We start from the raw sequence: 12,391 nt of genomic DNA, 5'->3' as shown, positions 1-12,391 counted from the left end.
CACATTCGGTGCAAAAAACAAGCTATATAGTTAAACAACAATGAAAAAATAAGGAGAACAGCATATGTTCCGTTGGGCTATAATTTTTGCAGTGATTGCACTCATTGCCAGTCTATTAGGGTTTGGTGGTGTTGCAGGACTATCTAAAGACTTTGCCGTGATTTTATTAGTTGTGGCTGTAATTCTCGCTGTCATTGGGTTCATTTCCCGAGGCAGAACGTAACTTAATTATGATCACCTAAAAAGAAGGAACTGGTTTCCTTCTTTTTTATTGCTTGAAGATTTCTATCTTTTGTTTTGATGTAGATTCTTACACAGTTATTTATATTAGTTTTATCTTTTTATGCTTTAATCAAGCGTGTTTAAATCTCTTTAAATTTCAGGATTAAGGTTATGAGTACAGCAATTAAAACCCGTGAAATTCAATATACTGCACCAGATGGCAGCCATTTAATTGGTTACTTTGCGGCTCCAGATAGTGAAACACCTGTTGCGGGTGTAATTGTTGGTCCTGAGTGGTGGGGTCGTAACGAATATACTGAACAACGTGCACGTGAGCTTGCTGAACATGGCTATGCTGCTCTTGCAATTGATATGTATGGCGATAAAAAAGTAACTTCGACTGCCGCTCAAGCCTATGAATGGATGATGCAGACATTTGAAAATTTAGATACGGTTACCGATCGTGCCAATGCAGCGCTTCAAACTCTAGCGGCCCAACCAGAAGTAAATAGTGAAAAACTTGCTGCAATTGGTTTCTGCTATGGTGGCAAAGTTGTATTAGACCTTGCTCGCTCAGGTGCACCACTTAAATCAATTATAACGTTCCATGCTACATTAGCTCCGAAAGCACCTGCTCAAAAAGGCAACATTCAAGGTGAAGTTTTAGTACTACATGGTGAACTAGACAGCATGGTCACCTTAGAAGATGTTGCTAATTTTAAAAAAGAGATGCAAGCTGCTGAGGTTAAACACGAAGTAGTGGTTTTAGAAGGTGCTAAACATGGCTTTAGTAACCCGCTTGCAGATGAAAAAGCTAAAGCGAACGGTGTAGACCTTGGCTATAATAGCGAAGCGGAAAAACAAGGCCTTGCTAAAATGTACGCGTTGTTAGATCGTACTTTAAAATAAAAGAAGCCAATTTGGAGCAAATGTTTTTTCGCATTTGCTCCCTTAAATGTTTATGACTTTGCAATATTTTTACTGTATTTTTTAAACCATACTTCAATAACTATACTCCCGTTGAGCTAGAGCAAAGCCTAGTCTTATTTCCCGCACTCGGGGTTTAATGGAATAACATGAGAGGATACAACAATGACTGACAAGAAATGTCCGTATTGCGAATTTGATGAATATGACATCATTGATAAGAATGAATTTGCTGTAATTTTGCCTGATTCTAATCCGCTATCTAAAGGCCACTGTGTGGTAACGCCACTACGCCATGTTCGTTCTTTTTTTGATATTACTTCTAAAGAACATCAAGGCTTGCTTACACTTCTTGAAATTGCTCGCCACGAAACACAGCTTCGCCATCAACCAGACGGTTTCCATATTGGCTTCAATGATGGTGAAGTGTTCGGACAAAATTCTGATCATTTCCACATTCATGTCATTCCGTACTACAAAAACCAGCCGTTGAAACTTGACCAACGTTGGGGTGTACAAAAGGATTAGTCCTTTTTATACATGAAGCAGAGGTTACTCATTATCAGGTAATCTCTGTTTTAACATACTCTCGCTGTTCGCCTGCTTTAAACAAAATTTCATCTAAATTTCAGCTATAATTTAGCCCTTACTTCTCTTCTATAGCTGTTCATGCCTGAATTTTCTTTTTCTGATGCCCTTTTAAACTGGTTCGATCAACATGGTCGTCACGATTTGCCTTGGCAAGTTGCAGATGATCCGTACAAAGTTTGGGTTTCTGAAATTATGTTGCAGCAGACTCAGGTGAAAACGGTTCTGCAATATTTTGACCGTTTTATGGAGCGCTTCCCAACTGTAGAGACGTTAGGTCATGCAACTTGGGATGAAGTAGCGCCTTATTGGGCGGGTCTGGGCTATTACGCTCGTGCACGCAATTTGCATAAAGCTGCTGGCCTTGTCACTCAGCAAGGTAAGTTTCCTAAAACACTTGAAGAATGGATTGCACTACCCGGCATTGGCCCCTCTACCGCAGGCGCACTGATGTCTTTGGGTTTACGCCAGTACGGCGTGATTATGGATGGCAACGTAAAACGCGTATTAGCCCGTTTCTTTGCTATTGAAGATGATTTAAGCAAACCACCGCACGAACGTGAGATGTGGAAACTTGCTGAAGAGCTTTGTCCTACATATCGCAACCATGACTACACTCAAGCAATTATGGACTTGGGCGCGACGATTTGTACGCCCAAAAAACCGCTTTGTTTATATTGCCCAATGCAAGAACATTGCCAAGCATACCAGCAAGGTTTAGAACAAGAATTACCTTTTAAGAAACCGAAAAAAACACCTCCTGTTAGAACCGCAGATGTTCTTATCATCCAGTGCGAAGATGAATGGTTCTGGCAACAACGCCAAGCCCATGGTCTATGGGGTGGTTTATTCTGCTTACCTATTTTAGAAAATGAACATGAGCGACTGAGCTTAAGCCAGCAATTTAAATTACAGGCTCAACCACAAACTTTTCAGATCAGTCATAGCTTCACTCACTTCACATGGTTACTTAATGCTCACATGTTCCACGTGGAACCTGATCAAAAAGAACATCTGTCAATTGAACTTGAAGGCCAATGGTTGAGCCCAGAACAAGCTATTGCTAAAGGTGTACCAACCGCCATGAAAAAATTGATCTCGACAAGCCGTTCGTGACATAGTGAGCAAAATAATTTTGATATGACTGTGACAGGGAGTATTTTGTGCGACGTTTTGTTTCTCATTTCTCACTTGGTTTTCTGATTATCCTATTGGCGGCCTGTGCCAGTGCACCTAAAAAACCTGCCCCACTTCCACCTGCTCAAGTTAATAAACTTAAAAGTATGCAGCTTCCAAATCGACTGCCTGTACCCGTGAAAGGTGTCGATCGAGATGAGTTAAAAGACACATGGGGAGCTGCTCGCAGTCAGGGTCGTAGTCACGAAGGAATTGATATTTTGGCTCCACGTGGAACCAAAGTGTACAGTGCAACTGAAGGGCTCGTTGCCGATCTTCGCAATAACAACTTAGGTGGCAAAGTCATCTGGATTTTAGGTCCAGCTGGAACATGGCATTATTATGCCCACCTTGATGACCACAAACGTGGCTTAAATGTTGGTGACTATGTCAAAAAAGGCGATCTAATTGGCTATGTCGGCAATACAGGCAATGCACGTTATACTTCACCTCATCTTCATTATGGTCTTTACCTAGATGGTAAAGGACGTGGTGCTGTTAATCCTTATTCATATTTACGCTAGGAACATTTTATGTCGGAAGCGCTGATCAATCGCTTAGTAGAATTTGCCGAGTCTGGCAACCAGCAAAAGATCATTTTAAAAGGCAATAGCTATCAAGGCTGGATCATGGAAATCAGCGATGATGCCCTGCTAATCAGTACCGGTTTTTCAGATAAAGTTGGTAAAGACTTTTGGCTAAAGTTTGAAGACTTAACTCAAGCTGAACTGTATTATTGGGATACTCGCCCAAATGAATGGGTGCTGTTTAAACTTTAAAATTCTAAGATAAATATAAGGAGCATTATCATGAAAACTCAACGTTGCGGATGGTGTTCCGACGATCCACTCTATATTGCCTACCATGATGAAGAATGGGGCAAACCGGAACATGACGAAGCACGTTTATTTGAAATGCTTTGCCTTGAAGGCCAGCAAGCTGGTTTATCTTGGATTACCGTACTGAAAAAAAGAGAAAGCTACCGTCAGCATTTTTTTAATCATCCGATTGCAGAAATTGCTTCATTCACAGATGATTTTTTAGAACTAAAATTATCCGATGCAGGCTTAATTCGCCACTTAGGCAAACTCAAAGCTATTCGTGATAATGCAATTGCTTGGCAAGCGCTCAAAGCACAAGTCGGTGACGTTCCTAAATGGCTTTGGCAGTTTGTAGATGCAGCTCCACAACACAATGATGTTGTAGATTATCGTAAGGCTCCTGCACAAACTGAACTCAGCGTAAAACTCTCCAAGACTCTTAAAAAGAATGGCTTCAAATTTGTCGGCCCAACCACCTGTTATGCTTTTATGCAAGCAGTAGGCATGGTCGATGATCATGAAAACGATTGTCAATTTAAAGCTTCATAACCCACTCGAACGGTTCAAATCCGCTTAAGGAGTTTCCGATGAGCAATAATACGATTCAGGCTTATGCCGCAATGCAAGCAGGTGAGAAACTGGTTCCCTACCAATTTGATGCAGGTGAATTACAACCGCATCAGGTTGAGGTAAAAGTTGAATACTGTGGTTTATGTCATTCTGATATTTCTGTTTTGAACAATGAATGGCGTTCAACTGTGTACCCTGTGGTTGCGGGTCATGAAATTATTGGACGAATTGTTGCTTTGGGTTCAGAAGCCAAAGGTCTACAAATCGGGCAACGTGTCGGCATTGGCTGGACCGCGGAAAGTTGCCAAGCCTGCGATGAATGTATTGATGGTCAGCAAGTACTTTGTACAGGCGGAAGTGTTGCAACAATCGTAGGACATGCGGGTGGTTTTGCCGATAAGGTCCGTGCAGGTTGGCAGTGGGCTATTCCCCTCCCTGACGATTTAGACGCTGAAAGTGCTGGTCCTTTACTTTGTGGCGGAATTACCGTTTTTGACCCACTACTCAAACATAAAATTCAAGCAACACATCATGTCGGTGTGATTGGCATTGGTGGCTTAGGTCATATAGCCATTAAGTTACTTAAAGCATGGGGCTGTGAAATCACTGCTTTTAGTTCTAATCCTGACAAAACAGAAGAACTCAAAGCAATGGGAGCAGATCATGTCGTGAATAGCCGCGATACAGACGCGGTAACAGCACAAAAAGGGAAATTTGATTTATTGCTCAGCACAGTAAACGTGACCCTAAACTGGCGTGCTTTCATTTCTACGCTAGCACCGAATGGTTCGTTGCACTTCTTGGGGCTTACTCTTGAACCTGTTCCTGTTTCCGTAGGTTCACTTATTAGTGGTGCTAAGTCAGTGACAGGCTCACCGACGGGTTCACCAGCTGCACTACGTCAACTCTTGAAGTTTGCTGCACGCAAAAAAATTGCGCCTCAAATTGAGCTATTTCCAATGTCACAGCTTAATGAGGCAATTGAACGTTTACACTCAGGTCAGGCACGCTACCGCATTGTGTTGAAAGCAGACTTCGCAGAATAAAACTAACTCACGGTTTTCATCTGTTGTCGTGACCATTCCGCCAAGTCACTAATTGCTTGGCGGACATCTGCTGTTAATTCATGACCCGCATTTAAACGAATGAAGTGCCGATATCGCTCATCCTCACCAAAAACATGGCCCGGTACCACGGTAATTCCTTCAGCTTTCGCAGTGTAATAAAGCGCTAAGGTATCTACTTCCTTTGGTAATTGTATCCAAAGTGCGTAGCCCCCTTCTGGCTGACTTAACGCAATGGGAAGGCCGTCAAAGGCTCTTAAAATACAACTGCGATATTGTTCGACCTGTCGCATTAGATTTGGTCGTAGCTGCTCTAAATGCTCTCGATAACCACGGCTATAAATAAAATCGGCCAAACCTAATTGTAGCGGTGTATTTACGCCAATATTACTTGCCAGTAGCTCAAGCCTTAAATGCTGTAGCTTTGAACTTAAACAGAACCACCCTACCCGATATGCGCTCGATAGTGACTTAGAGACTGATCCACACCAAATGACATAACCTTCTCGGTCCCAATAGCGAATCGGTAAAGGGCGTTCATTGCTGTAACCGCATTCACCAAAAATATCGTCTTCAATAATAAAGCACTGATACTTTGCAGCTAATTCAGCAATCTTTTGTTTTTCCGCATTACTTAAACAATATCCTAAAGGATTTTGATAGTTGGCTGTCATCAGGCAAACCTTCGCCAAACCCTGCTCCATCAATGATTCTAAACGTTCAAGATCAATACCACGATGATGCGCTGGAATTTCAATAATCTGTCGTTTTAAACTTGCTATAAGCTGTAGTTGCCCATTAAAAGTAGGTGTCGGAATCAAAATACTATCGCCTACTTCTGTTAGATGCTGAATGACTAACGATAAAGCGGGGATACAACCATTGGTAATAAAAATATCTTCCGTTGCAATGAAGATTCCGTCTTCACGCCAATGATCAGAAAGCGCTTTTCTTAATTGCTCATGTCCTTGTTTATTACAATAGAGAAAATCTTGTGGCTGGCAATTTTTTAACGCCCGTTGAATAGAACGACGTAAACCCTCTACCGGAATAAAATGCGGCGTCAACTGAATCGAACCCAACGGTACGAGATGGCTTTGTAAGGCGGCTTCTTGAATTTGGTTATGCAACTCTAAATTTGAGACTTGCCGAGGTAAAGACAAAAAATCTGGACTATCCGGAATAGGACTAGATTGAGTACGAGCAACCACAAAATAACCTGATTTCGGCTTTACATAAATCAGCCCCCTCGCCTCAAGTAATTCATAGCAACTTTTTGCTGTGCTTAAGCTAATACTGTGCTGACGAGCGAAATCTCGTAATGAAATCAGCTTCTGATGAGGCTTGAGCTCATCTTGATAAATTCGATGTGCTAATTGATTGGCAAGAACCTGATATTGGAAAGTCATTCTGTGCTGCTTTTTTAAAAATTTCTGTATCTGTACTGGTTTATAGAACACCTTTACGCTATAGAAATCAACTCAAAGAGTAGCAAGATCATGAAATTAAAAGCTATATTGTTATTTACTATTGTTTTAGCAGGTTGCCAGCCACAACCAAAAAACGAGCAGTACAGACATACGGTTTGCCAAAGTCTCATTGAAGGTTATTTAAAAATGACCAATCAACAAGACTATAAAATGGAGCAACGCACTGATGATGAGGCCAGTACGATTTCTCACTATCAATATAAGCGTAATAGCTCAAATGAAGTTGTCATGGTGAATTCAACTTATTCCAAATTATATTTTAGTTGTCGACAACAGCAAAAAAGCTATTTTCTGGCACAGCATTCATCAGAGGGGCAAATCACTCCAATTTTAGAAGTTCATTTTCCAACTAATGGCTATGCTACTTTTAGAGAGCGCTTTTAAAACCATCTTTTAACTGTTCTGCCAAAAACTCAATGAATAAACGGATTCGTTTTGGTAGATGCTCTTGTTGATAATACACAGCATGGATGCTTTGATATTGATGTTCAATTTGGTCTTCGAATAATGCAATCAAGCGTCCTTCTTGAATATCTTTCCAAACTTCAAATTCAGATAGTCGTGCGATACCATGACCTCTAATCGTGAGTTGGCGTACCGTCTCACCGCTAGAAGCTTTAATATTTGCTTGTGCGAAAAAATATTCATCGCCGACTTTAATCGGCCAGCTATTAATATAGGCAGGTCTGGTAAAGCCAATCAGATTATGCTGTTCGAGTTGTTCAGGTTGTGTTGGTGTGCCTTTAATCGCTAGATATTCTGGACTCGCAACAATAAATAAGCGACTTTTACACACAAGTTTGGCATGCAGACTCGAATCATTAAGCTCCCCAAACCGAAATGCCACATCGGTTTTATGCTGCAATAGATCAATCACCTGATCATTACTATTTAACTCAATTTCAATATTTGGATAACACTCTCGAAACTTATGCATTAATGGGGCAATCACGTGTAAAACAAACGGCGTTGCTGAATCAATACGAATGAGTCCCGCAGTACCCTGATCAGATTTTTGTAGTTCTTCTTCAGCCGCATTTAGTTCATTTAAGATTTTACGGGCCTTTACCAAAAATTGCTGCCCTTCTTGTGTGAGTTTTAATTTACGTGTCGTTCGCTCTAACAAGGTCACATCTAACTTCGCTTCCAAGCGTGTTAAAGATCGACTAACTCCCGAAGGTGTTTGTTTTAAATGCTCTGCTGCCGCAACAAAAGAACCCGTATCAACGATTGCGATAAACGCGACGAGTTCTTCAATTGTTGATTTCATGTCTTATTCCATTATTGACTAATGATCAAAGATATTTTGCTTATTCATCTATTTTTTCGCAACAATAAAAAAAGCAAAATGCACATCAAGTTAAATGATTATTCAAATTTAGGTAAACACATGAATATTCCACGTTTTGGTCTAGGTACTTTCCGTCTTAAAGAACAAGCAGTCATTGATTCTGTGAAAACTGCTTTAGACGTAGGTTACCGTGTAATTGATACTGCTCAAATTTATGACAATGAAGCAGCGATTGGTCAAGCCATTGCTGAAAGCGGTGTATCGCGTCAGGACTTATTTCTAACCACAAAAATCTGGGTAGATAATTTTGCTCAAGATAAGTTTATTCCAAGCTTAAAAGAAAGCTTAGAAAAGCTTCGTACTGACCATGTCGATTTAACTTTGATTCATTGGCCAGCACCAGATTTAGGCGTTTCGATTCCTGAAATCATGAAGCTTTTACTTGAAGCGAAAGAACAAGGTCTTACTAAACAAATTGGTATTTCAAACTTCAATATTGAGCTTACTCAACAAGCGATTGATACAATTGGTGCTGAAAATATTGCAACCAACCAGATTGAGTTAAGCCCTTATCTTCAAAACCATAAACTTGTAAATTTCTTACAAGAGAAGAATATTGATGTCACTTCATATATGACGCTTGCGTACGGTAAAGTGCTTCAAGACCCTGTTTTAACTGAAATTGCAGCAGCTCATAAAGCAACGACAGCACAAATTGCACTTGCATGGGCATTGCAACGTGGTTTTGCAGTTATTCCATCTTCGACTAAACGTGAAAACCTGATTAGCAACTTAAAAGCACAGGATATCGAGTTAACTTCAGCTGAAATGCAAATGATTGCCGAACTTGATCGTAACAGTCGTGAAGTTAGCCCAGAGCCATGGGCACCAGTTTGGGACTAAACTCATGAACACTCAATCAAATACGGCGTTCTCGTTATTGGCATTGGCAATTGGTGCCTTTGCCATTGGCACCACAGAATTCTCTCCGATGGGACTGTTGCCGAATATCGCTAATGATTTAGGGATTTCAATTCCAACGGCTGGAATGTTAATTACGGGCTATGCTCTTGGCGTCATGCTAGGTGCGCCTTTCATGACCCTGTGGTTTGGTGGTTTTGCACGACGTAATGCGCTTATCTTTCTCATGGCGATCTTTACGGTAGGTAACCTGATAGCGGCATTTTCACCAAGCTATATGAGCTTATTAGGTGCGCGTCTCATCACAAGCCTTAACCATGGTGCTTTCTTCGGGATCGGTTCAGTTGTAGCAGCAAGCATTGTGCCCGCACATAAACAGGCCAGTGCTGTAGCAACCATGTTTATGGGCTTAACCATTGCGAATATTGGTGGTGTACCGTTGGCAACATGGGTTGGGCAAAACATTGGCTGGCGTATGTCTTTCCTTGCGATTTCCTTGCTTGGTGTGATTACTATGCTCGCTTTATGGAAAGCATTACCACAAGGTATGGTTGCCCAAAAGCCGAATGTGAAAGCTGAGTTGAAAGTGTTAACGCGCACTCCAGTAATACTTGCTCTACTCACCACCGTACTTGGTGCAGGTGCAATGTTTACGCTCTATACCTATATTGCGCCAAGTTTGACTGAGTTTACACATGCTTCTCCGACCTTCATTACGTTTATGCTCATGTTGATTGGTGTCGGTTTCTCAGTGGGGAACCATTTAGGCGGTCGCTTTGCAGATTTGTCTATTAACAAAACTCTGATTGGTTTCTTGGTTCTGTTAATTGTAATGATGGTGACTTTCCCAATCCTTGCACAAAGCCAGATTGGAGCAGCCATTGCATTAGTGATCTGGGGTGCCGCAACCTTTGCTTTAGTTCCACCTTTGCAAATGCGTGTAATGTCTGTCGCTCACGAAGCACCAGGCCTTGCCTCTTCAGTAAATATCGGTGCCTTTAACTTAGGTAACGCAGTTGGAGCAGCAGCAGGTGCGTTAGTACTCGATTTAGGTTGGGGTTATAGCGCAGTATCATTTGCTGGTGCATTGCTAGCAGGGTTAGGTTTGTTATTGGTTTTATTCCAAATCAAACGCGAGAGTAGTCCAGCCCAAGCATTACAGCAGTGTTCAGATTAATAAAAAAAGCGCCTGAGATCAGGCGCTTTTTTTAAGTTATTCATTTTAAAATATCTGGTAATTTAGGTTGTTCATAAATCGGACTAGTCACTTCCCGCTTCATTTTCAACAACATCTGATAAGGTTGCTGTTGAACAAACATATTTACGAAGCTCAGCGGAATCGCACCGGCTGGATCAGCATAACCACTTGTAGTTACTTTAACTTTGTTATTTGCAAGTTTCTGGAAGGTCCAATCCCCTTCATAGCGTGTTAAGCGCACGACATCGGGTTGTATCGGATAATTACTATTAATCGCCGTATTCTTAATGGTAATGAGGCCATTGGCTGCTTTACTCATTTTTCCTTTCACGACCACATCGCGATCTTTTAGAGGAAAAGGAAAATCTAACAGCATATAGAGTGTGAATTCACCCTTTTTCTCATCTTGAGACAACATCTGAACCTTGCCCATATAAGGCACCCACTGATCAGCACGATTTACATCTAAAATCACAGCAACAGCGCGTTCAAGTGGCACATCAAAAGTCGTTTCAGCCTTATATTGAAAGACTGGATTATCAGTCTTTTGATAGGTCCAGACTTTAATATTATTACGGTCTAAGCTGAGTTTAGCTTTTTCCGTAGAAGCAGCCCCCGTCCAGAGGCTGCTTAAGCAAAGAAGAGTGGTCAAGGCAATTTGTTTTTTATTCATGTTCTGCTCTATCTTGTTTTTCTCGCTACACATGGAATACGGACAGGGTTTTAAACCTGTACGTCGTTCAATCCTAAAACATCTTTCATGTCATATTTACGTGCTTCACGGCCCACAACCCATGCAGCAGCTCGCACTGCACCAGCAGCAAAGTTCATACGATTCGTTGCTTTATGAGTCACTTCAACGCGCTCACCTTCACCAATGAACATCACAGTGTGCTCACCCACGATATCGCCACCACGAATGGTTTCAAAACCAATCGTTTGACGTTCACGCGGACCTGTGTGCCCTTCACGGCCATAAACAGCAACTTCTTTTAGGTTACGGCCTAAAGTATCTGCAATCGCTTCACCCATCATTAACGCTGTACCTGACGGCGCATCTACTTTATGACGGTGATGAGCTTCAATCACTTCAATATCTACTGTATCGCCAAATACTTTTGCTGCAAGCTCAAGTAACTTGATTGATACATTTACGCCTACTGAATAGTTCGCTGCGTAAACTACAGGTGTATGAGTGGCAACTTCGTCTAATTCAGCTTTTTGCTCATCTGACATACCTGTTGTACCAATAACCATGGCAACCCCAGCTTCACGGCAAAGCTTCAAATGCTGAGCAGTTGCAACTGGTGCAGTAAAATCAATGATTACATCGCAATCTTTCAGAACATCGGCCAAGCTTCCTGAAACCTTCACACCCACTGAACCAATACCAGCAAGCTCACCAGCGTCAGTGCCCACCAAACTACTTTCCGGACGCTCTACCGCAGCAGCTAATTGATAGCCTGCTTGTTGAACTGCTTGAATAAGCGTACGGCCCATACGACCGCCTGCACCTAAAATACCAATGCGTGGAGCTGCTGACATAATCCTTCCCAATCTTCTGTTTTACGTAATTTGTCTACTATATCAAAACTCTTTGCTCACGATAAAAAGTAAAAATTATTTTTTGAGATGAACTGAAATTTAATCTGTTTTCACAAAAGTTAAAGAATTAATCTGCACACTACTCAGCCACGAATGAAAAAAAGATGACTATAAGGAGTTCAGCATGCATTCGAGAATTATTGGCTTTACAGTGATGATGGGGATTATGAGTTCAGTGGCATTTGCAGAGCCTGCAATCCAGCCAGGAGACACATTAGAAAGCTTATCTAAGCACGTATTACAACTAACGTAAGTACTCAAACAGCAATTCCTACAGCTCAAACTGTAGCAACTGATGCCAATACCAACGTTAAAGTTGAAGATATTGACCCGATTATTGGCGAAACAACAGCAGAGGCGCCAAAAGTAGCTGTACAGGCAGAAGCAGTAGCTGCACCAGTAATCGAAAATGCTCCTACTCTTGCTTCTAACGAACCGACTGTAAGTGTTAATGATATTGATGTTGCTCACCCTACAGAGTAAGCAGACGTAATTTTCTTTTAAGCAGAATAAAAATA

At 41.5% G+C, this 12,391-nt stretch carries 15 protein-coding genes and 1 pseudogene; 12 read left to right on the top strand and 4 right to left on the bottom strand.

The annotated features are described in order from the left end of the window. Positions 1-64 precede the first annotated feature (64 nt). The 8 genes from I7H67_RS05815 (at position 65) to ahr (ending at position 5,350) form a co-directional block, all read left to right on the top strand. Positions 65-223 (top strand): DUF1328 domain-containing protein, encoded by a 159-nt coding sequence (locus I7H67_RS05815; protein ID WP_002053759.1) that lies wholly within the window; start codon positions 65-67, stop codon positions 221-223. Between the two features lie 170 nt (positions 224-393). Beyond that, positions 394-1,131: a dienelactone hydrolase family protein gene (locus I7H67_RS05810; protein WP_198307349.1), complete on the top strand. Its 738-nt coding sequence runs from the start codon at positions 394-396 to the stop codon at positions 1,129-1,131. A gap of 183 nt (positions 1,132-1,314) precedes the next feature. Next, the gene (locus I7H67_RS05805; protein ID WP_005300389.1) at positions 1,315-1,677 is read left to right on the top strand and encodes an HIT family protein; all 363 of its coding nucleotides are present in this window, start codon (positions 1,315-1,317) and stop codon (positions 1,675-1,677) included. Between the two features lie 141 nt (positions 1,678-1,818). Further along, positions 1,819-2,853 carry an A/G-specific adenine glycosylase gene (gene mutY, locus I7H67_RS05800; protein WP_198307348.1) on the top strand — a complete coding sequence of 345 codons (1,035 nt, stop codon included), beginning with the start codon at positions 1,819-1,821 and terminating at the stop codon, positions 2,851-2,853. Between the two features lie 47 nt (positions 2,854-2,900). Further along, the gene (locus I7H67_RS05795; RefSeq protein ID WP_005300382.1) at positions 2,901-3,437 is read left to right on the top strand and encodes a M23 family metallopeptidase; all 537 of its coding nucleotides are present in this window, start codon (positions 2,901-2,903) and stop codon (positions 3,435-3,437) included. A gap of 9 nt (positions 3,438-3,446) precedes the next feature. Continuing rightward, positions 3,447-3,692: a hypothetical protein gene (locus I7H67_RS05790; protein WP_151827006.1), complete on the top strand. Its 246-nt coding sequence runs from the start codon at positions 3,447-3,449 to the stop codon at positions 3,690-3,692. Between the two features lie 30 nt (positions 3,693-3,722). After that, positions 3,723-4,283 carry a DNA-3-methyladenine glycosylase I gene (locus I7H67_RS05785; protein WP_005300378.1) on the top strand — a complete coding sequence of 187 codons (561 nt, stop codon included), beginning with the start codon at positions 3,723-3,725 and terminating at the stop codon, positions 4,281-4,283. A 38-nt stretch (positions 4,284-4,321) separates the two neighbouring features. Continuing rightward, the gene (gene ahr, locus I7H67_RS05780) at positions 4,322-5,350 is read left to right on the top strand and encodes an NADPH-dependent aldehyde reductase Ahr (protein ID WP_198307347.1); all 1,029 of its coding nucleotides are present in this window, start codon (positions 4,322-4,324) and stop codon (positions 5,348-5,350) included. A 2-nt stretch (positions 5,351-5,352) separates the two neighbouring features. Here the strand turns inward: ahr and I7H67_RS05775 are convergent, their stop codons facing one another. Beyond that, complete coding sequence (locus tag I7H67_RS05775) at positions 5,353-6,777, bottom strand: PLP-dependent aminotransferase family protein (protein WP_198307346.1); 1,425 nt, start codon at positions 6,775-6,777, stop codon at positions 5,353-5,355. A 90-nt stretch (positions 6,778-6,867) separates the two neighbouring features. Between I7H67_RS05775 and I7H67_RS05765 the strand changes: the two genes are divergently transcribed. Continuing rightward, on the top strand, positions 6,868-7,242 hold the full coding sequence (locus tag I7H67_RS05765) for a hypothetical protein (protein WP_198307345.1): 375 nt from the start codon (positions 6,868-6,870) through the stop codon (positions 7,240-7,242). Here the strand turns inward: I7H67_RS05765 and I7H67_RS05760 are convergent. Then, the gene (locus I7H67_RS05760) at positions 7,226-8,128 is read right to left on the bottom strand and encodes a LysR family transcriptional regulator (RefSeq protein WP_151988799.1); all 903 of its coding nucleotides are present in this window, start codon (positions 8,126-8,128) and stop codon (positions 7,226-7,228) included. The two genes, I7H67_RS05765 and I7H67_RS05760, sit on opposite strands and share 17 nt — an antisense overlap. A gap of 120 nt (positions 8,129-8,248) precedes the next feature. Between I7H67_RS05760 and dkgB the strand changes: the two genes are divergently transcribed. Then, positions 8,249-9,052, top strand: a complete 804-nt coding sequence (dkgB, locus tag I7H67_RS05755; RefSeq protein ID WP_005300363.1) for a 2,5-didehydrogluconate reductase DkgB — start codon at positions 8,249-8,251, stop codon at positions 9,050-9,052. 4 nt (positions 9,053-9,056) lie between these two features. Beyond that, positions 9,057-10,247, top strand: a complete 1,191-nt coding sequence (locus I7H67_RS05750; protein ID WP_144732403.1) for an MFS transporter — start codon at positions 9,057-9,059, stop codon at positions 10,245-10,247. A gap of 40 nt (positions 10,248-10,287) precedes the next feature. On the opposite strand, the gene I7H67_RS05745 is transcribed toward I7H67_RS05750, so the two are convergent. Together I7H67_RS05745 and dapB are read right to left on the bottom strand one after the other, a co-directional pair. Then, positions 10,288-10,941, bottom strand: coding sequence for an START domain-containing protein (locus tag I7H67_RS05745; protein ID WP_004790231.1), 654 nt, complete (start codon positions 10,939-10,941; stop codon positions 10,288-10,290). A gap of 50 nt (positions 10,942-10,991) precedes the next feature. After that, complete coding sequence (dapB, locus tag I7H67_RS05740; protein WP_013196523.1) at positions 10,992-11,813, bottom strand: 4-hydroxy-tetrahydrodipicolinate reductase; 822 nt, start codon at positions 11,811-11,813, stop codon at positions 10,992-10,994. A gap of 184 nt (positions 11,814-11,997) precedes the next feature. Here dapB and I7H67_RS05735 point away from each other — a divergent pair. Then, positions 11,998-12,356, top strand: a pseudogene (locus I7H67_RS05735) (hypothetical protein). Positions 12,357-12,391: the final 35 nt, after the last annotated feature.

Source organism: Acinetobacter sp. ACIN00229, assembly GCF_016106645.1.
Taxonomy (GTDB): Bacteria; Pseudomonadota; Gammaproteobacteria; order Pseudomonadales; family Moraxellaceae; genus Acinetobacter; species Acinetobacter oleivorans.
Note: the sequence above shows the minus strand (reverse complement) of the source record. Positions and strands in the feature narration are given on the sequence as shown.